We start from the raw sequence: 19,042 nt of genomic DNA on the forward strand, positions 1-19,042 counted from the left end.
GACGAGCAAGCCGTGCTCGTTTAATTCGGCCTGCCCAACGATAGCGAAGAAGAATCCGACTGAACCGCCCTCCATGACCGACTATCTCGACCTTGAGCGACGTTTTGGACTCCTGACCAAGTACTCGGTCGAGGAGCTTCTGGTCATCGATGCCACGGGCCGGAAGCGCTTGGGCTGGGAGCAAGTCCTCGCCGGGCGCTTCTCGCTTATCACCGCGCGTGCCAACTTCGGCAAGACAACGGAATTGCGCGCTTGTGCGGAAGGCCTTCGTGCGGATGGACAGCATGCAGTCTTCGTACCGCTCCACCGGCTGCTTGAAGAGCCGGACTTTCAAATCGCTCTTGAAGCCGACGAGGCGAAAGCGTTCGCCGCTTGGCAAGGCGCACCTGCTGAGCGCCTACATCTGTTCGTCGATTCCCTTGACGAGGCTGTACTGGGCCGAGACTCAGGCCTCCAGTCCGCACTACGCAGGGTTGCAAAGGCTGTTGGAGGGCCCAACTCGGACGTCATGTGGGTACTCTCGTCGCGCCCCGCTACCCTCACGCCGTCCGTTCTCGACGTTGTTCAGGCCGAGCTTGGAACAACTCTTTACGTAGGCGAGGCGAAAGAAGAGTCTCTCGACGAGACTTCAGAGGAAGTAGAGAGCACAGACGCGCTGGATGCGGGACTTGCTGCGTTCGACGCCAGAAGCACAGTGAAGGCGAAGCTTGTCCCGAAGGAACACCTGAAGGTCTTCGGACTGCTTCCCTTGTCTGCACGGGCAGCCAGACTCTATCTCGAGAAGCGCCACGAGGTTGCGGACGCCAAGGCGCTACTGGACGCTGCGCGAAGTTTCGGATTGGGGGAACTGGCGGCCGGCCCTGGGAGCCTCGACGTGCTGGCCTACGTCGACCCGTTGACCAATCCACCGAACGACCTTACCGATATCTTCGAGCGGATGGTGACAGCCGTTCAGGCCCAGCAACGCACCGACTACCGCGAGGAGTTGGTGGGACGACCTTCCCCTGACAGCCTGGAAGATGCAGTGGCGAAGCTCGCCGCTGCGTCGGCAGTCTGTCAACTACCGAACATGGAACTGGCCGCAGATGCACTCAAAGTGCGGGAAGGAGTGCTCTCATGCCGTCCACTCGTCGGCTCTTTGCTCTCCGAGAAATCTTTGGCGTACCTCCTCGGCTCCCGCTTATTCGTCGACTCGGGACAACATCAAGTCAAGCTCTACCCCGAGCAACTGCTGCCGTACCTAGCCGCCAAGCGACTCTCTGCTCTAGCTCATTCACCCGACGATGCGAGGCGGCTTATCTCTGCGCTGTCTTGGAGGTCAGCGACAGGTGAGTGCGGCGTTCATCGAGCCTACTTAGCAGTTGCAGGGTGGCTCGCCACCTTCAACGTCCACTGCAGACAGGAGTTGCTGCAGGTCGAGCCGCAGGCAGTTGCATTCTTCGGCGATCTTCGGAGTGCGCAAGTATCGCTTTCGGACGCAGGTGCCGCGATGCACTGTTGCCTAGAACGGCTGGAGCGTTCCGGCGACACGCTGGGGCGAAACCAGTTCACTCTTACTGCGGAGAACTACTGGCAGGCAGCGAAGCTCGGGATTGAGCCGAAGCTTCTGGAACTCTACGACCTCTTCGGGTCCGACCGGCATGTGCGTATCGCGCTGCTTGATATCGCAACACATGCTCGCAGGGACATCTTCCGAACGAAAGTTCTGACAGAGCATGGCAACGACTATGGGAAGCTGCTAAGTAATTCTGCTGAGCTCGTGTACTTGATGTCACTCGACCGAGAAGACGACGCGCAGGCGCTCGCTGACGCCGCGAAATCTAGCACGCACCTTGAAGAACGGATCTTGTACTTAGTCCTCAGCAAGTTCGCTTGGAAGACGTTTGATGCTGAGACGATAGCTGAACTGGTGGGTCAGCAATACATACGCAAGGGGACAACCTTCAGCATAGGTTGGGCCTTGACCCATGACGTTGCTGATTCAGCGAGCCCAGATCAGCTAGCGACGCTAACAGGAGGGTTGCTTCTTCGCTTGGTGAAGCATTACCGGAGGAAGCGTAGAAGCCACGACGGGCGATACGACAACTTCGCCGAGGTCGTTCAAGAATTGATCGCGCTCGTGGTACGCACGGACAGCCTCCCGACCGAATGCATCATGCGCCTTTGTCTGTCGTACTACCGTGCGCATTCCAGACTCCACTTCGGGAGCGGAAACCAGGCCGAGCTCCGTGCCGCCCTGATGCAGGCCACAACCGTTCGCCAGAGCCTACTTCGAAAAGTCGTTGCTCGCAGTGACCATACCGCCAACGGCATTTGGAAGACGCTTGTCGAGTACGACATGCATTCACTTTGGCAAGAAAGCGATGTCGAGGCGCTTGCGGAGCCGGGATTCACCGAACTGGTGACTACGCTGAAGACGATCGAGACTGCACCGCGACCTACGGGTAGGCCTCGGAAATCCAAGCACGAAAACCTAGAGTTGGATGAATCTTCAAAAACAGCCCTGTTGATCGAAGCTGATAGCGTACGGGATGGCTCCAATACGAATGCACTTGCCTGGATTGCGGAATGGCTGAACCAGACAAGTCACAACTCGCGCTATGGAGAGTGCGACTTCTCCGCGTTCGAACGTGCTGCTGGTCCCATTCTTGCGAGCACGGCACGCGCAGGGCTCAGCGCTATCTGGCGACAACGTCCCCCGGATTTCAAGGAGACCGAGCGCAACTCCACGTACTACTCGACTGTGGCCGGCCTTCAGGGATTGCACCTGGACCTAGGCGACGGCACCAGTCTGCCTCCGCTGTGCGCGTCGGAGGTTAAACAAGCCCTCTCCTACGGTCGATTTGAAATCAACGGCTATCCGAAGTGGTTCTGGCCAGTCGTTCGCGCGTACGAATCGGCGGCGCTAGACGAATTTCGCCAGGTTCTCGCTACGTCAGACACCGGCGCAGTGTCGGCGGACAAGGCAGATGCGTTGATTCGGCATCTACCCGATGCTCCATCAACTATTCGACGAGGCCTCAGCGGTGCTGCATGGGGGTATGCGACGGGTTCCGCAAACGCCGACTCCTATGCCCTTGAGTCTGCTTTAGCCTGCGCAGTGGGAGACGGCGGGAACGTGGGCCAGGGCACGTTTGAAGCCGAAGCCTGGACGCGGATGTCCACCGCCTTCCAGGACATCCTTCCCGGCTTGAGCGCGCCCGCTTTGCCGCAGGATGAGGAAGAGCGCCTCGCGCGCAGCGCGCTTGAGACGCGCGCGGGGGAGGTGAGAAGGTTGAGGTCAAACGCCGTAGTTTGGGGTCTGTTCTGGCTGCTGCACTACCCCGACACCTTCGGAACACAGTGGGATAGCTGGCGCAGGTCGGAACAACGCGCCGCAGAAGAGTTTATGTTTGACTTGGCTGCGCATGCCGGCGAAGAGCGCCAGACACGTCTGCGAGAAGTCGCGCGGCGAGGCGTAGGTGGACTAAAAGCACTTGCAGCCCTTTACGAATGGGTGGTCACAGTTGTCCGTGAGTCCGATGACAACACCCATGCTGATGGGCGAACGTACACAATAGGCCCGCGCGAGAACGCCCAGCGTCTCCGCGATTCACTGCTCCCCGCGATTTCGAGCATGAAGTCTCAGGCGGCCTATGAGGTGTTGGACGACCTGCGAAAAAAGGCTAGCCGCCCTCGGGCGAAGTACATCCGACGCCTCCAATTCCAGATGCGCGAGGAGGAAGCCAGCGGCGCTCCCGTCGCCCAGCAGAACTACGCCAGGTTTGAGCGTGACTTTGCGCCTCCAGTGTCTGGCTTCAACGCCTTCGCTCAAGCTGTACACAACGACTTGCTTGCGGTTAAGCGGGATATCGAGCTTGGCGAGTTTAGCCTCCGGAGGTTTTTCAACTCGGTCGTCTTCTCTCGAATCAAGACAGACAACGACGGCTTGGCTCTTGAGGAGGACTTTCAGTCGCTCCTTGGCAGCGAGTTGAGTCACGCAAGCGGAGGCCGGTATGGAGTCACGCTCGAGTCAATCCTGCCGGCAGCGACACGTCGCGACGTCCTGTGTCAACACGGAGACCTACGAGCCACGGTTGAACTCAAGATGTCTGAACGCTGGACGGTGCCCAACTACCTAGTCGCCTTGGAGGAACAGTTGAGGGGGCAGTACATGCAGGCCCCGAACTCCAAAATTGGTTTCTTCGTCGTGGTGCTGCAGCGTCGGAAGAAGTGGACCAACCCTGCTGGCGGCAAAGTGGATTTCGCAGGCTTGATTGCTCTACTCGAGCAAAAGGCGTTGGAGTTGCAGGCTGCGGACTCCTCCCTCTTCTTACGCATCGTGGCTATCGATGCCACTCCGCAAGTGGACTTCCGCGCAGAGCATGCCGCAACGAAGGCCGCCAGGAGAGGTGCGCCCAAGTATGCCGACCAAGCGGGGAACACCTGGCATGGCAGGGGGGCTCGCCCACAGTGGCTAAAGGACGCTCTTGCAGCGGGAAAGACGCTGGCCGATTTTGAGCAGCCGAGTCCTTTAAAGGCAACGGTCGGTAGTTAAGGGGCCTTTACGAAACTCCGGGCGGCCCCTTGTTGTCTGAGTCCGTTCGATCCACAAACATCGCGCCCACGAAGGGAGAGCGGTCAGGCAGAGTGGCCAACTACAGTCCTCAGTCTGGAGAGAGCATCGAACGCAGTCACGCCAGAGTCGACCGCGGCCGACACCAGCCCTTCGGACTTCTGCTTGTCCATTGCAGCGATCAAGCCACCAACGCCACAGCCGCACTCCCCGTGCACAGGGCGCCGGGTACTCCCCGCAGCGAAATAAAGGAGGAGGCCGAAGGCCGGGGGACATTCGCGGAGGGGAGTACCCGGCGGCCTGTGCACACGCCCCGGAAGCCTCCTCGAAGTCCCTCCCCAAGCCACCCGGCTAAGGAAACCCCCGATACATGAATGGTCATGGACCCCCTAGCATCGGTAACAGTTTCCCTGTCGAGGTGTACGGAACGCGTCCCGGCGTCCGCCCGGTGACATGGCGTTCGTGCGTGCCTCACTGACCATCCTGCGATGACAACTCCACCCGAGTCCGGCCCCACGCTGGACGCCGCCAGCCCCATTCCCCCCGACATCGAAGCCGCAGACGAACCGACCAAGGTTCCCCTTGCCATCGAGGACTGGCTCACGGTCATCATCATGGGCGCGCTGGCGCTCATCACTTTTGCCAACGTCATCGTCCGCTACTTCACCGATTCTTCCTTCGCCTGGACGGAAGAGTTCTCGGTGTTCCTCATGATCATGCTGGCGCTGGTGGCCGGCTCGGCCGCGGTGGCGCGCGACCGGCACATCCGCATCGAGTACTTCTCCGAAAGCGGCTCGATGGCGCGGCGCAAGCGGCTGGCGCAGTTCGGCGCGCTGATGATCGCCGTGCTCTTCACGCTCATCGGCGCGCTCAGCATCCGCATGGTGTGGGACGACTACCGCTTCGAAGAGACCACGCCCGGTATCGGCCTGCCCTCCTGGTGGTATTCGATCTGGCTGCCCATCGTGTCTTTCGCCATCGCGCTGCGGGCCATAGGCCTCATGATCCGGCGCGGACGCGAGACGACGACGCACGGCGAAGCTGACGACAACAACAACGGCAAGGGCGACGCATCGTGATCGCCACCCTGCTCTTCGTCGCCTTCGTCGTGATGATGCTGGTGGGCGTGCCCATCGGCGCCGCGCTGGGCCTGGCGGGCGCCGCCTGCATCGCGCTGGCCAACAGCGACGCCCAGTGGTTCGGCCTGCTGGCCGTGCCGCAGAACTTCTATGCGGGCCTGGGCAAATATCCGCTGCTGGCCATTCCGATGTTCGTGCTGGTCGGCTCCATCTTCGACCGCTCGGGCGTGGCGCTGCGCCTCGTGAACTTTGCCATCGCTATCGTGGGGCGCGGCCCCGGCATGCTGCCGCTGGTGGCGATTGCGGTGGCGATGTTCCTCGGCGGCATCTCGGGCTCGGGCCCGGCCAATGCGGCCGCGGTGGGCGCGGTGATGATCGCGGCCATGTCGCGCGCCGGCTACCCTGCGGCCTACTCGGCCAGCGTGGTGGGCGCGGCGGCGGCCACCGACATTCTGATTCCGCCTTCGGTCGCCTTCATCGTCTACTCGGTGCTGGTGCCCGGCGCCTCGGTGCCCGCGCTGTTCGCGGCCGGCATGGTGCCGGGCGTGATGGCCGGCCTGGCGCTGATGATTCCGGCCGTGTGGCTCGCCCGCAAGCACAAGATGGGCGCGCTCGAAGCCACGCTGCCGCGCCCGCCTTTCTGGAAGAGCTTTCGCGAAGCGACCTGGGGGCTGGCGGCGCCGGTGCTCATCTTGGGCGGCATGCGCGCGGGCTGGTTCACGCCCACTGAGGCGGCGGTGGTGGCGGTGTTCTACGGCCTCTTCGTGGGCATGTGCATCCACCGGACCATCAAGGTGCGCGACCTGTTCGTGATCTTGCGCGAGTCGGGCGAGCTCTCGGCGGTGATTCTGCTGGTGGTGTCGCTGGCGGGCATCTTCGCGTATTCGCTCTCGACGCTGGGCGTGATCGATCCGGTCACGCGCGCCATCGTGAACTCGGGGCTGGGCGAGTACGGCATCCTGGCGCTGCTGATCTTGCTGCTCATCACCGTGGGCATGTTCCTCGACGGCGTGTCGATCTTTTTGATCTTCGTGCCGCTGCTGCTGCCCATCGTGCAGTACTACAAGTGGGACCCGGTGTGGTTCGGCGTGATCCTCACGCTGAAGGTGGCGCTGGGCCAGTTCACGCCACCGCTGGCGGTCAACCTCATGGTGTCGTGCCGCATCGCGAAGGTGCGCATGGAAGAAACCGTGCGCTGGGTGGGCTGGATGCTGTTCTCGATGTTCGTGGTGATGGTGCTGGTCATCATCTTTCCCGAACTGGCGCTCTGGCTGCCGCGCAAGCTCGGCTACTGACCCCTTCTTTCGTCCGTCCCGTCGCAGAACCATTATTAGGAGAGCCTTGATCATGAAATTCCGCCGCACCCTGCTCGGCCTTGCCGCCGTTGCCACCGCCCTCGGCATGTTCTCGTCCGGCGCCATGGCGCAGGCCGCCTACAAGCCCGAGTACAAGATGTCGCTGGTGCTGGGCCCGCCCACGCCGTGGGGCCAGGCCGGGAAGATCTGGGCCGACCTGGTGAAGGAGCGCACGCAGGGCCGCATCAACATCAAGCTGTACCCGGGCGTGTCGCTCATCCAGGGCGACCAGACGCGTGAGTTCAGCGCGCTGCGCCAGGGCGTGATCGACATGGCCGTGGGCTCGACCATCAACTGGTCGCCGCAGGTCAAGCAGCTCAACCTGTTCTCCATGCCCTTCCTGATGCCCGACTACGCGGCCATCGACGCGCTCACGCAGGGCGAGGTCGGCAAGGAGATGTTCAAGACGCTCGACAAGGCCGGCGTGGTGCCGCTCGCGTGGGGCGAGAACGGCTTCCGCGAGATCACCAACTCGAAGAAGCCGATCAAGTCGCCGGCCGACATCAAGGGCATGAAGATCCGCGTGGTGGGCTCGCCCATCTACTCCGACATGTTCACCGCGCTGGGCGCCAACCCCACGCAGATGAGCTGGGCCGACGCGCAGCCCGCGCTGGCCAGCGGCGCTGTCGACGGGCAGGAGAACCCGCTCTTCCTGTTCACGGTGCTCAAGATGCAGACGGTGGGCCAGAAGTTCGTGACCACCTGGGGCTATGTGGCCGACCCGCTGGTGTTCGTGGTCAACAAGGAGATCTGGGCCTCGTGGACGCCGGCCGACCAGGCCATCGTGCGCCAGGCCGCCATCGACGCAGGCAAGGAAGAGATCGCCATCGCGCGCAAGGGCCTGGTGGAGGCCGACAAGCCGGTGCTCAAGGACATCGCCGGCATGGGCGTGACCGTGACCAGCCTCACGCCGGCCGAGCGCGCCGAGTTCGTGAAGGCGACGCGGCCGGTGTACGACAAGTGGAAGTCGACCATCGGCGCCGATCTGGTGGCGAAGGCCGAGCAGGCGATCGCTGCACGCAAGAAGTAATGGCGACAGCTGCCGCGCCTGCTCAGGCGCGGTAGCGGCTGGGGTTTGCTCCAGCCACCTTCTTCATCAGGCGCCGCAATGCCGTGGCATCTTGATACCCCACCGCCCCCGCCACCTGCTCGACCGTCATGCGGCTGGATTCGAGCAGTGCGCGGGCGCGCCGCAGCCTGACGCTCTGCACCAGCGCCTGGGTGCTCTTGCCGGTGGCCTTGTGGATGTGCCGCGACAGCGTGCGCTCCGACATGCAGAACTCGCGCGCCAGCTCGCTCACCGCCGGCGCCTCGGGCAATGCCGATTCGACACGCGCGGCGAGCCGCGCCACCAGGTCGTTGCCGCTGGCCAGCACCTCCGCCGCGATGAACGGTGCCTGCGCCTGGCGGCCGTCGATCAGCAGCATGCGCGAGACAAGATCGGTGAGCGCGCTGCCGCAGCGCTCGCGCAGCAGGTGCAGCATCAGGTCGGTCTGCGCGAAGGCGGCACCTGCGGTGACGACGGGGCCGTCGGAGCACACCATGCGGTCGGCATCGACGGTGCAGCCGGGAGCCATGCGTGCGAGCAGCGGGGCGTACCACCATGAGACTGTCGCGCGCCGGCCTTGCAGCAGGCCAGCGGCGTTGAGCAGGAACACGGCCGAGCACGAGGCGGCGACCTGCCCGCCGGCCTTGGCGTGACGCGCGAGGGCGGCGATGGCCTTGGCGGCTTCGTCGCTTTCCAGGCATCGGCGGATCTCGCCGGGGGTGTTGAGGCCGAGCCCCGGCACCACCCAGGTGGAGCGATCGTCGCGCGGGCGCACGGGCAGGCGCGTGGTGTCGAGGCTCATGCCGGCGCGCAGCTGCACCGGCCCGCCATGCACCGAGCACAGCCGCCAGCGAGGCGGCGCGACGCCTGCGCGGGCGGCCATCGCTTCAGCTGCGCCGAGGATGTCCATGGTGACCGCGACGCTGGAGTTGAAGGCGCCGGGCAGCACGAGCACGGTGAAGTCATGCATCTGGAAGATTGGCCGATAAGGCCTCAAAGGAGTCGAATTGGACACTGCCATTCTGTCGGCGCCGAACGTCCAATACAAGCTTCGAAGCTCCCAGGCCGCAGCCTCATGCCCACCATCCTCGTGAAGATTCCCCATGGCTCGTTTCCCGGTGAGACCCGCGCCGTGCTGGTTCGCAAGATCAACGAAGCGGCTGCTGCAGCCGAACAGATGCCCGATGAGCCCCGTGCACGAGCCATGTGCTGGGTGTTGGTCGAGGAAGCCGACCCCGGCGCCTGGACCTGCGGCGGTGCTGACGTGACGGCCAGGCTGCTGCCCTGCACCGTGCTCGCGTACCTGCCGGCCGGCGTGCTCGATGACGCATCGCGTGCGCTCTTCGTCTCGCGCGTTCACGCAGCGTTCGAGGAAGCCCTGCCGGCAGACGACCGCCGCAGACTCGCCACATCCGTGGTGATGAACGAGGTGCCCGATGGCGCATGGGGCGTGGGCGGCAAGGTCTGGCACCTGCCCGACTTCGCACGCAGCGCGGGTTACGCGCATCTGCAGCATCTGGTCGATGCGGCACAGGCCAACTGAACACCGGAGGAGACACCCATGGCGCAACAGCACCAACGCCCCCTGACCGAAGACGACCCGCTGGACGACTTCACCGCGCGCCAGATCACGCTGGAGGGCATCGAGAAGAAGGTCTACGTCATGGGCCGGGGCCCGGCCGTGATCGTGATGACCGAGATGCCCGGCATCAGCCCGCACGTGGCGCGCTTCGCACGCTGGGTGCGCGATGCGGGCTTCACCGTCTACATGCCGTCGCTCTTCGGCCGCGACGGCGCCGTGCCCGGTGCGGAGGAAGGCATCGCGGTGTTCAAGCGTGCCTGCGTGAGCGCCGAGTTCCGCGCCTTCGCGGCCAACGAGTCGAGCCCGGTCACGCAGTGGCTGCGCGCGCTGGCGCGGCTCGCGCACGCGGAGTGCGGCGGGCCCGGGGTCGGCGCGATCGGCATGTGCTTCACGGGCAACTTCGCGCTCTCGATGATGCTGGAGCCCGCGATGCTCGCGCCGGTGATGTGCCAGCCCTCGCTGCCGATGGACAAGCCGGAGGCGATGAACATGGCGCCCGAAGAGCTGGCCGCGGTGCGCGAGCGGCTGGAGCGCGAGGACCTGACCGTGATGGCCTATCGCTTCGAGGGCGACAGGCACTGCAGGGCGCAGCGCTTCGCGGCCTTCCAGCAGGCGCTGGGCGACCGCTTCGTGTCGCGCGTGCTGCCCGACAGCGCTGCCAACACCCAGACGCCGCCCTTCTTCGCGCAGGTGGTGGCGAGCCCGCACAGCGTGGTGACGGCGCACCTGATCGACGAGGCGGGGCAGCCCACGGTGGCTGCGCGCGACGAGATACTGGCCTTCTTCGCGCGGCGGCTGCGGCCATCGGGCGCTGTCGGGGGCTGATCGAGCGGCGTTTTCGCAACAGGCGGTGCGCGGCTTCGGGGCGCCGCGGATGAAACCTGCTCGCGTGCTTTGCGCACTTTCCGTTGCGGTTGCGCGCGGGCTCTAAAGCCTTGGTCTACGCGCCGTTGCGGGTGCTCGCGCGGCAGTCGAAAATGCGGGCGCGATCAGGTGTCCGCGGCGGGTGTTGCTCTGGCAGACTGACTTGAAAGGCGCACTCTTCTCCAGCGCCTGCAAGGAGGTCCTTTCATGCATTCCAGGGCTGCTGCAGCGGCAACGCCGTCGTCATTGCCATCGCGCCTCGCGGCGACGATCTTCCCGATTCTTCTTCTCGGACTTGCCGCCCTCTTGACCGCCAGCCTCATCGCCCCGAAGGCCCACGCCGCCGACGCCAGCACTGCCGCCACGGCAGCGGCCACGACGCACACGCTCATCATCGACACCGACCCCGGCGCCGACGATGTGATCGCGCTGCTCTTCGCCATGGCGTCGCCCGAGCAGCTGAAGATCCAGGCGCTCACCACCGTGGCCGGCAACGTGCCACTTGCAAAGACCTCGCGCAACGCACGCCTGGCGCGCGAGTGGGCGAAGCGGCCCGACATCGCCATCTACGCCGGCGCACCGCGCCCGCTGCTGCGCACGCCGATCTACGCGGCCGACATCCACGGCAGCGAAGGCATCACAGGCGTGACGGTGCATGAGCCCAGCCAGCCGCTGGCCGACGGCAACGCGGTCGACTACCTGATCCGCACGCTGCGCGCTGCGCCCGAAAAGAGCGTGACGCTCGCGATGCTCGGCCCCGAGACCAACCTCGCGCTCGCACTCACCCAGGCCCCCGACATCACGCGCGGCCTGCGCGAGCTGGTGCTCATGGGCGGCGCGCACTTCAACGGCGGCAACATCACGCCCACGGCGGAGTTCAACGTGTTCGCCGATCCGCACGCGGCCGAGATCGTGCTCAAGAGCGGCGTGCCCATCACCATGCTGCCGCTGGACCTGACGCACAAGGTGCTCACGAGCCCCGAGCGCATCGCAAAGCTGCGCGGCCTGGGCAACCAGGCCGGCAGGACCGTGGCCGACATCCTCGACGCCTACGTGCAGCACGACATGCAGTACTACGGCCTGCCCGGCGGCCCGGTGCACGACGCCACCGTGATCGCCTACCTGCTGCAGCCCTCGCTCTTCAGAGGCCGCAAGGTGAACGTGGAAGTCGACAGCCGCGAAGGCCTTGGCTTCGGGCAGACGGTGGTCGACTGGTACGGCGGGCTGAAGAAGCCGGCCAACGTGAACTGGATCGCGGAAGGCGATGCGCAGGGGTTCTTCGATCTGCTGACGCAGAGGATTTCGCGGTTGCCTTGAGCCGGCCGCGCGAGGTGCATCGGCGCAAGACGACACACGCGGTGGCTACCATCGCGCGATGCCCACCTCGAACACGACGGATCGATCTGCCTTCTTCTACTGGATTTCAGCAGGCATGCTGATAAGTGGCCTCGCACTGCCACTCATCGCCAAGGCCGTCGGACCGGGCTTCTGGTCGCCGCTTCTCTACTCTCTCTCGTTGCTCTGCTGGCTCGTACTGCCTTTTTGGTATCCCTACTCAGTGGTGAAAACAGGGATCCTGGGCGCCCGGAACAGGGTTTACAGACAGCAGGAGCCCTTCAGGTTTTGGCTGGGGCTGGCAACCTATGAAACGCTCCTGCTTGTTGTGAGCGTTCTGCCGACGCTGGCCGCGTATACCGGCTTGGTGGGGAGCTATGTGCCGCAATAAGCCGGCACTCGCTCGATCCAGCGAAAAGCGCTGTCAGCCCGGAATGTTCGGCTCCACCAGCTGAGCCAGCGAGACCAGCGACTCCTGCCAACCCAGGTAGCACATCTCCGTCGGGATCATCTCGGGAATGCCCTCCTGCACGATCGAGACGTCGGTGCCGCAGGACACCTCGGTGAGGACCACGGTCGTCTTCATCGTGCCCGGAAGGTTCGGGTCGTCGAAGGCCGCGTCGTAGGCGATGCGCTTGCCGGGAACGAGCTCGAGGTACTTGCCGCCGAACGAATGGCCGTTGCCGGTGCCGAAGTTGGTGAAGGACATGCGCCATGCGCCGCCCACCACCGGCTCCATCGCGTGGACCTTGCCGACGAACCCGAATGGCGGCAGCCAGCGCTCGAAGGCGCCGGGCTGGACGAACGCGCGGTAGACCTTGTCGGGCGAGGTGCGAAGGACACGGTGCAGGCGGACGGTGTTGGTAGCCATGATTGATTGCTCCTGAAGAAAATCGAGGACGACCCTCGATAGCACGTCGGATGAGCCTGATGAAAATCGACAGGCGCCAAGATCAGGGAAAACCCGCGACCACGCGACATGGCCTGGTTCCAAGCAAAAAGGCCGCGCTGCCCGGAGGACAGCGCGGCCTTTGGCTTCCTGGCCTTGCAGCAGCCGATCAGTGCTGCAGGATCTTGTTGAGGAAGTCCTTGGTGCGCGGCTGGCGGTTTTCGGGGTGGCCGAAGAACTCGTCCTTCGAGCAGTCTTCCAGGATGCGGCCGCCCACGTCGATGAAGATCACGCGGCTGGCGACCTTGCGGGCGAAGCCCATTTCGTGCGTGACCACCATCATGGTCATGCCTTCCTTGGCCAGGTTCACCATCACGTCGAGCACTTCGCCGACCATCTCTGGGTCGAGCGCCGAGGTGGGTTCGTCGAACAGCATGACGATGGGGTCCATCGACAGTGCGCGGGCGATGGCCACGCGCTGCTGCTGGCCGCCGGAGAGCTGGCCGGGGAACTTGTCCTTGTGCGCCATCAGGCCCACGCGGTCGAGCATCTTCAGGCCGCGGGTCTTGGCTTCGTCGGGCGAGCGGCCGAGCACCTTGATCTGGGCGATGGTGAGGTTCTCGGTGACGGACAGGTGCGGGAACAGCTCGAAGTGCTGGAACACCATGCCGACCTTGGAGCGCAGCTTGGGCAGGTTGGTCTTGGGGTCGTGCAGCGGGATGCCGTTGACGGTGATCTCGCCCTTCTGGAAGGGCTCGAGCGCGTTCACGGTCTTGATGAGCGTGGACTTGCCGGAGCCCGACGGGCCGCACACCACCACCACGTCGCCCTTGGCGATGCTGACGGAGCAGTCGTTGAGCACCTGCACCGGGCCGTACCACTTCGATACGTTCTTGATTTCGATCATTTTTTCGGACATTTTCAAACTCCTGTGAGCAGGTTCATCGCACCGAGTGCAGTCGGGGAAACGCCGTGGAACCGGCTTTGCCGGGCCACCGGCGTTGCCCCCTGGAAGGGGGTTGGCGAAGCGACACGAAGCGCGCGAAGACCGGGGGTCATCTGATGATCGCGATTTTCTTGTGCAGGCGCTTCACCAGCCAGGAAAGGGCGTAGCACATGACGAAGTACACGACGGCGGCCAGCAGGTAGGCCTCTTCCGGCCGGCCGAAGTTCTTGCCCGCGGTCTCGAAGCCCTTGAGCAGGTCGTAGGCGCCGATGGCGTAGACCAGCGAGGTGTCCTGGAACAGGATGATGGTCTGCGTGAGCAGCACCGGCAGCATGTTTCGGAAGGCCTGGGGCAGGATGACCAGCTTCATGTTCTGGCTGTAGGTCATGCCGACGGCCATGCCGGCGAACACCTGCCCGCGCGGGATCGACTGGATGCCGGCGCGCATGATCTCGGAGAAGTAGGCCGCCTCGAAGCAGATGAAGGTGATGACGGCCGAGGTTTCCGCCCCGATCGGACGGCCGATCACGAAGGGCACCAGCAGGAAGAAGCCCAGGATCACCATCACGAGCGGCACGGAACGCATGCCGTTCACATAAGCCGCAGCGGGAAAGTCCAGCCACTTCTTGCCCGACAGGCGCATGAGCGCCAGCAGGGTGCCGAAGAAGATGCCACCCAGCGTGGCCACGACCGTCAGGATGACGCTGAAGTAGAAGCCCTTCAGCACATAGTTGCTGATCAGGCTCCAGTTGTAGAAGGAAAAGTCGAGATTCATCATGTCAGTGGCCTCCCGTGCCACCGGCAGCAACGAAGCCCGGCACGCGCACCTTGCGCTCGATGAAAGTCATGATGCGGTTGATCAGCATGGCGCTGATGACGTAGAGAGCGATCACGCCGATGTAGATCGGGATCTGGGCCGAGGTTTCTTCACCGGCCTGCAGGTAGAACTGAGTGAGTTCGGGAATCGACACCGCGAAGGCCACCGACGAGTTCTTGAAGATGTTCATCGACTCGCTGGTCAGCGGCGGCATGATGATCCGATACGCCATGGGCAGCAGCACGAAGCGGTAGTACTGCGGCGTCGTGAATCCCACGGCCATGCCTGCGTAGCGCTGGCCGCGCGGCAGAGCCTGAATGCCCGAGCGCAATTGCTCGGCGATACGTGCCGACGTGAAGAAGCCCAGCGCACAGACCACCAGCACGAAGGGCGGCAGATCACGCATCGGCGGAATCATCTTGGGCAGCACGAAGTACCAGATGAACACCTGGACCAACAAGGGGACGTTGCGGAAGAGTTCCACCCACGCGTTGCCGAACCGGACAAGCCAGGGGCTGTCGGGCAGCGTGCGCAACGTGCCGATGATCGAGCCCACGACCAGCGCCAGGAACAGGGCCGTCAGCGCCACGCTCACGGTCCAGCCCCAAGCAGTCAACATCCATTGCAGATAGGTCTGATCCGATCCGCGCGCGAAGCAGCTTGCGACCACTTCATTGGTGAGCGTGTCCTGGCAAAAGACCGACATGTCCAGGTTCAGCATCCATCCTCCTTCGCGGGTAAGGGCCCGCGCCCATTGCATCGAAAAGCCCGCGTCGGCAGGGTGCCGCGCGGGCTTGGCTTTTCAGGTCTGACGCCGCTTTACTTGGGGGCGTAGGCTTCCATGGGCTTGTCGTTCGGGTTGGCCCAGGCGGCCTTGGTACCTTCCGACACCGGCATGTTCAGGTTGACGTTGTTCGGCGGGATCGGCTGGGTGAACCACTTGTCGTACAGCTTGGCCAGCGAGCCGTCCTTGATCTGGCGCACGATGCTGTCGTCGACGGCCTTCTTCAGCTTGGCGTCGCCCTTGGGCAGCATGCAGGCGATGGGCTCGACCGACAGCACTTCGCCGACGATCTTGAAGTCCTTGGGGTTCTTCGACTTGGCGGCGTTGGCGGCCAGGATGGAACCGTCCATCACGAAGGCATCGGCGCGGCCCGACTCGAGCAGCAGGAAGCTGTCGGCGTGGTCCTTGCCCATGACTTCCTTGAACTCGACGCCTTCGGCGCGCTTGTTCTTGCGCAGCGTCTGGACCGAGGTGGTGCCGGTGGTGGTGGCCACGACCTTGCCCTTCAGGTCGGCGATGCCGTTGATGCCGGAATTGGCCTTGGTGAGGATGCGCACTTCTTCCACGTAGGTGGTGTAGGCGAAGTCGACGTCCTTCTGGCGGGCCGTATTGTTGGTGGTGGAGCCGCACTCGAAGTCGATGGTGCCGTTCTGGACCAGCGGCACGCGGTTCTGCGAGGTGATCACCTGGTAGTTGATGGTCAGGGGCTTGCCGAGGTCCTTGCTCAGGTCCTTGATGATGTTCTCGGCCATTTCGGTGTGGAAGCCGACGTATTTGCCGCCGCCCAGGGTGTAGGCCAAGCCAGAAGAGTCACGCACGCCCAGGTTGACTGCGCCGCGCTCCTTGATCTTGGCGAGGGTATCGGTGGCCTGCGCGAACGCGCCGGTTGCCACGAACGCCGTCACTGCCAGCGCGAGCAATTGCTTTTTCATCAGAAGACTCCTTGGGAATTAGACAGAAAGAAACACAGCGAAATTCTAGACACACACTGTTGTTGTGCGCATTGGTAACCACCCCGGTGCACGGCATACTGAACTGTGCAGTTCCGTGCAGGGGTGGGCGCTCGTCTGGTGCATGGGTCCCGTCATGACGCCGATGGAGGAGGATTAGCAGCCTCCGTGCCTGTCGGCACGGCCGCGGGGGAAACGGGTGCGGCCAATCTTACAGGCTGTGTCAGGTTCTCCGGCACCAGCAGCGCATCCATCTCGGCGCGCGTCATGATGCCCAGCGATTCGGCCACGAGGTCGATCGGCCCGCCGGTGGCGAGCGCGGTCTTGGCGATGAGCGCGGCCTTCTCGTAGCCGATGAGCGGATTCAGCGCCGTGACCAGCGTGACCGACTCGCGCACCCGCTTCGCCAGGAATTCGCGGTTCGCCTCGATGCCCTCGACGCAGTTGTGCTGCAGCGTGGTGCAGGCGCGGCTGAGGTGCTGGATGCTCTTGAACAGGCTCCAGCCCATGATCGGCTCGAAGGCGTTGAGCTGCAGCTGGCCCGCTTCGGAGGCCAGGGTCACGGTGATGTCGTTGCCGATGACCTCGAAGGCCACCTGGTTCATGACTTCCGGGATCACCGGGTTGACCTTGCCCGGCATGATCGACGAGCCCGCCTGCCGCGCCGGCAGCCGGATCTCGCCGAAGCCGGCCTGCGGGCCGCTGGACAGCAGGCGCAGGTCGTTGCAGGTCTTGCTGAGCTTGGTCGCCACGCGCTTGAGCACGCCCGACAGCTGCACGAAGGCGCCCGTGTCCTGCGTGGCCTCGACCAGGTTGGCGGCCTGCTTCAGCGGCACGCCGGTCTGTTCGGCCAGGTATTGGCACGCCAGGTTGGCATAGCCGTGCGGCGCGTTGATGCCGGTGCCGATGGCGGTGGCGCCGAGGTTGATTTCCTCGATGAGCGCGCGGGCCTCGCGCAGGCGGGCCTCGTCCTCCTCGATCATGATCGCGTAGGTCAGGAACTCCTGGCCCAGCGTCATGGGCACCGCGTCCTGCAACTGGGTGCGGCCGATCTTGAGGATGTCCTTGAACTCCAGCGCCTTGGCCTCGAACGCGCGGCGCAGCGAAGCCATCGATTCGAGCAGCCGGCCGATGGCGAACCACAGTGCCAGGCGCACCGCGGTGGGGTACACGTCGTTGGTGCTCTGCGAGGCGTTGACGTGGTCGTTGGGGTGGAGCACGTCGTAGCGCGCCTTCTCGTGGCCCAGCTTTTCCAGCGCGAGGTTGCAGATGACCTCGTTGGCGTTCATGTTGGTCGAGGTGCCTGCGCCGCCCTGGATCACGTCGACCACGAACTCGTCGAGCAGCTTGCCCTCGACGATGTCGTCGCAGGCCAGGATGATGGCCGCGGCGCGGTCGCGGTCGATGGCGCCGAGGTCGGCGTTGGCGCGGGTGGCGGCCTTCTTCACGTAGGCCAGCGCGCGCACCAGGTCGGGCATGGCCGAGATGCGGGTGCCGGAGATGGGGAAGTTCTCGACCGCGCGCGCCGTGTGCACGCCCCAGTAGGCGATGGCGGGGATCTGCTTCTCGCCGAGGAAGTCGTGTTCCGTCCTGAAGTTGGAGCTCATCTGCGGTTCCTCGGCTTAAAAAAAAGCACGCGTAGGGCGCGTGCCGTGGGTTGGGATCGTGACAGCGAAAAGCAGCCGCGACTGTAGTGGCGCCGGATTCGGTGCGCCAATGCCTTTTGCGGGAGGGCCTATGCGCGGCATTTATAGATTGTGCGATGCACAAATTCCGATGGAGCCGCCATGCCGTCAGCGCTGCGGCTGGGTGCCGACGAGGTACGACCAGAGCGCATCGGCGGTGCGCTTGGGCTGAAGGGTGTCGGCCGCCTTCAGCGCCGCCCGACCGGCGCCGGCCTTGACCGGGGCCGGCGTGCCCGGGCGCTCGCGGTACGCGCGGATCTCCATGGTCGCCTCCAGGCTGTCGATCTCGGGCGGCAGCGCGCTCACGAGCTTGCGGGCCTTGATCTCCTTGCGCACCGCGCTCTGCGGCAGGAAGGCGATGCCGTGCCCTTCGAGCGCCATCACCTTCAGGCCCTCGGCCATGTCGGTCTCGTACACGCGGTCGAGGTGGATGGCGGTGCCCGACTCCTTCAGCAGCTGGTCGACCACACGGCCCAGGTAGGCGCCCGGCGCATAGCCCAGGTAGGGCAGCGGCTGGCCGGGCCGGCCCGGCAGGCGGTAGCGGGGCGCGCCCTCGGAGTCGGCCTTGACCCAGGGGGCCACGGTTTCCTGGCCGAGGCTGACCATCTCGTACTTGTTGGCGTCGAGCTGCAGCGGCTGCGAGGGGTGGTGGTAGGCGATCAGCAGGTCGCAGCTGCCTTCGACGAGCCGCAGCACGGCGTCATGCACGTTGAGCGCGATCAGGCGGCTCTTGATGGGCCCGAAGTGCTCCCTGAGGCTGGTCACCCACGAGGGAAAGAAGGTGAAGGCCAGCGTGTGCGGCACCGCGATCTCGATCACGTCCTGCCCGGCGGCCGAGTGGCCGCGCAGCATGGCGCGGGTGCTCTGCAGCGACTGCAGCATCTCGATGGCCTGGCTGTAGAGCGTCTGGCCCGCGGGCGTGAGCCGGGTCGGGTACGAGCTGCGGTCCACCAGGTCGGTGCCGGCCCAGCCTTCGAGCGCCTGGATGCGGCGGGAGAACGCCGGCTGCGTCACGTGCCTCAACTGGGCCGAGCGGCTGAAGCTGCGCGTTTCCGCAAGGCTGATGAAGTCTTCGAGCCACTTTGTTTCCATACGCGGCGATTATGCGAGCGCCGCGCCATACTGGGCGCCCCCTCCTTTTCCCTCATCAGCC

General features: G+C 64.5%; 16 protein-coding genes. 8 read left to right on the top strand and 8 right to left on the bottom strand.

Features of this window, described 5'->3' with window-relative positions:
• Positions 1–73: 73 nt before the first annotated feature.
• The 4 genes from FHY06_RS10390 to FHY06_RS10405 all read left to right on the top strand — a co-directional run bounded on the left by FHY06_RS10390 (position 74) and on the right by FHY06_RS10405 (position 8,019).
• Entirely contained in the window at positions 74–4,537 is a 4,464-nt protein-coding gene (locus FHY06_RS10390; RefSeq protein ID WP_184605061.1) for an H-NS histone family protein, read from the top strand.
• Positions 4,538–5,043: 506 nt separating this feature from the next.
• A complete protein-coding gene (locus FHY06_RS10395; protein ID WP_184604804.1) occupies positions 5,044–5,634 on the top strand; it encodes a TRAP transporter small permease in 591 nt (196 codons plus the stop codon).
• Positions 5,631–6,929, top strand: a complete 1,299-nt coding sequence (locus tag FHY06_RS10400; RefSeq protein WP_093207423.1) for a TRAP transporter large permease — start codon at positions 5,631–5,633, stop codon at positions 6,927–6,929. The genes FHY06_RS10395 and FHY06_RS10400 overlap by 4 nt, the downstream gene beginning before the upstream one ends.
• Positions 6,930–6,981: 52 nt before the next feature.
• On the top strand, positions 6,982–8,019 hold the full coding sequence (locus tag FHY06_RS10405; protein WP_019656917.1) for a DctP family TRAP transporter solute-binding subunit: 1,038 nt from the start codon (positions 6,982–6,984) through the stop codon (positions 8,017–8,019).
• A gap of 22 nt (positions 8,020–8,041) precedes the next feature.
• Here the strand turns inward: FHY06_RS10405 and FHY06_RS10410 are convergent, their stop codons facing one another.
• Entirely contained in the window at positions 8,042–9,007 is a 966-nt protein-coding gene (locus tag FHY06_RS10410; RefSeq protein WP_184604806.1) for a GlxA family transcriptional regulator, read from the bottom strand.
• A 105-nt stretch (positions 9,008–9,112) separates the two neighbouring features.
• Between FHY06_RS10410 and FHY06_RS10415 the strand changes: the two genes are divergently transcribed.
• The 4 genes from FHY06_RS10415 (at position 9,113) to FHY06_RS10430 (ending at position 12,209) form a co-directional block, all read left to right on the top strand.
• Positions 9,113–9,580: a tautomerase family protein gene (locus tag FHY06_RS10415; protein WP_184604807.1), complete on the top strand. Its 468-nt coding sequence runs from the start codon at positions 9,113–9,115 to the stop codon at positions 9,578–9,580.
• Positions 9,581–9,598: 18 nt separating this feature from the next.
• Complete coding sequence (locus tag FHY06_RS10420) at positions 9,599–10,444, top strand: dienelactone hydrolase family protein (protein ID WP_184604810.1); 846 nt, start codon at positions 9,599–9,601, stop codon at positions 10,442–10,444.
• 246 nt (positions 10,445–10,690) lie between these two features.
• Positions 10,691–11,800, top strand: a complete 1,110-nt coding sequence (locus tag FHY06_RS10425; protein WP_260310217.1) for a nucleoside hydrolase — start codon at positions 10,691–10,693, stop codon at positions 11,798–11,800.
• Between the two features lie 58 nt (positions 11,801–11,858).
• Positions 11,859–12,209, top strand: coding sequence for a hypothetical protein (locus FHY06_RS10430; protein ID WP_184604812.1), 351 nt, complete (start codon positions 11,859–11,861; stop codon positions 12,207–12,209).
• Positions 12,210–12,242: 33 nt separating this feature from the next.
• Here the strand turns inward: FHY06_RS10430 and FHY06_RS10435 are convergent, their stop codons facing one another.
• From FHY06_RS10435 to FHY06_RS10465, 7 genes are all read right to left on the bottom strand, one after another.
• The gene (locus tag FHY06_RS10435) at positions 12,243–12,689 is read right to left on the bottom strand and encodes an SRPBCC family protein (protein WP_145762061.1); all 447 of its coding nucleotides are present in this window, start codon (positions 12,687–12,689) and stop codon (positions 12,243–12,245) included.
• A gap of 187 nt (positions 12,690–12,876) precedes the next feature.
• Entirely contained in the window at positions 12,877–13,614 is a 738-nt protein-coding gene (locus tag FHY06_RS10440) for an amino acid ABC transporter ATP-binding protein (RefSeq protein ID WP_019656910.1), read from the bottom strand.
• 148 nt (positions 13,615–13,762) lie between these two features.
• Entirely contained in the window at positions 13,763–14,431 is a 669-nt protein-coding gene (locus tag FHY06_RS10445) for an amino acid ABC transporter permease (protein ID WP_026346622.1), read from the bottom strand.
• A gap of 1 nt (position 14,432) precedes the next feature.
• Positions 14,433–15,191 carry an amino acid ABC transporter permease gene (locus FHY06_RS10450; protein WP_375792069.1) on the bottom strand — a complete coding sequence of 253 codons (759 nt, stop codon included), beginning with the start codon at positions 15,189–15,191 and terminating at the stop codon, positions 14,433–14,435.
• A 98-nt stretch (positions 15,192–15,289) separates the two neighbouring features.
• Entirely contained in the window at positions 15,290–16,186 is an 897-nt protein-coding gene (locus FHY06_RS10455) for a transporter substrate-binding domain-containing protein (RefSeq protein WP_020723262.1), read from the bottom strand.
• A gap of 152 nt (positions 16,187–16,338) precedes the next feature.
• The gene (locus FHY06_RS10460; protein ID WP_019656906.1) at positions 16,339–17,811 is read right to left on the bottom strand and encodes an aspartate ammonia-lyase; all 1,473 of its coding nucleotides are present in this window, start codon (positions 17,809–17,811) and stop codon (positions 16,339–16,341) included.
• 186 nt (positions 17,812–17,997) lie between these two features.
• On the bottom strand, positions 17,998–18,981 hold the full coding sequence (locus tag FHY06_RS10465; RefSeq protein WP_019656905.1) for a LysR substrate-binding domain-containing protein: 984 nt from the start codon (positions 18,979–18,981) through the stop codon (positions 17,998–18,000).
• Positions 18,982–19,042: the final 61 nt, after the last annotated feature.

Source organism: Variovorax atrisoli, from assembly GCF_014195185.1.
In the GTDB taxonomy this organism is placed as follows: domain Bacteria; phylum Pseudomonadota; class Gammaproteobacteria; order Burkholderiales; family Burkholderiaceae_C; genus Variovorax; species Variovorax atrisoli.

Bases quoted from the DNA above. Each gene is read 5' to 3' on its own strand.
- FHY06_RS10390 (WP_184605061.1), top strand. From the start codon at position 74: ATGACCGACTATCTCGACCTTGAGCGACGTTTTGGACTCCTGACCAAG.
- FHY06_RS10395 (WP_184604804.1), top strand. From the start codon at position 5,044: ATGACAACTCCACCCGAGTCCGGCCCCACGCTGGACGCCGCCAGCCCC.
- FHY06_RS10405 (WP_019656917.1), top strand. From the start codon at position 6,982: ATGAAATTCCGCCGCACCCTGCTCGGCCTTGCCGCCGTTGCCACCGCC.
- FHY06_RS10410 (WP_184604806.1), bottom strand. From the start codon at position 9,007: ATGCATGACTTCACCGTGCTCGTGCTGCCCGGCGCCTTCAACTCCAGC.
- FHY06_RS10415 (WP_184604807.1), top strand. From the start codon at position 9,113: ATGCCCACCATCCTCGTGAAGATTCCCCATGGCTCGTTTCCCGGTGAG.
- FHY06_RS10420 (WP_184604810.1), top strand. From the start codon at position 9,599: ATGGCGCAACAGCACCAACGCCCCCTGACCGAAGACGACCCGCTGGAC.
- FHY06_RS10425 (WP_260310217.1), top strand. From the start codon at position 10,691: ATGCATTCCAGGGCTGCTGCAGCGGCAACGCCGTCGTCATTGCCATCG.
- FHY06_RS10430 (WP_184604812.1), top strand. From the start codon at position 11,859: ATGCCCACCTCGAACACGACGGATCGATCTGCCTTCTTCTACTGGATT.
- FHY06_RS10435 (WP_145762061.1), bottom strand. From the start codon at position 12,689: ATGGCTACCAACACCGTCCGCCTGCACCGTGTCCTTCGCACCTCGCCC.
- FHY06_RS10440 (WP_019656910.1), bottom strand. From the start codon at position 13,614: ATGATCGAAATCAAGAACGTATCGAAGTGGTACGGCCCGGTGCAGGTG.
- FHY06_RS10445 (WP_026346622.1), bottom strand. From the start codon at position 14,431: ATGATGAATCTCGACTTTTCCTTCTACAACTGGAGCCTGATCAGCAAC.
- FHY06_RS10450 (WP_375792069.1), bottom strand. From the start codon at position 15,191: ATGCTGAACCTGGACATGTCGGTCTTTTGCCAGGACACGCTCACCAAT.
- FHY06_RS10455 (WP_020723262.1), bottom strand. From the start codon at position 16,186: ATGAAAAAGCAATTGCTCGCGCTGGCAGTGACGGCGTTCGTGGCAACC.
- FHY06_RS10460 (WP_019656906.1), bottom strand. From the start codon at position 17,811: ATGAGCTCCAACTTCAGGACGGAACACGACTTCCTCGGCGAGAAGCAG.
- FHY06_RS10465 (WP_019656905.1), bottom strand. From the start codon at position 18,981: ATGGAAACAAAGTGGCTCGAAGACTTCATCAGCCTTGCGGAAACGCGC.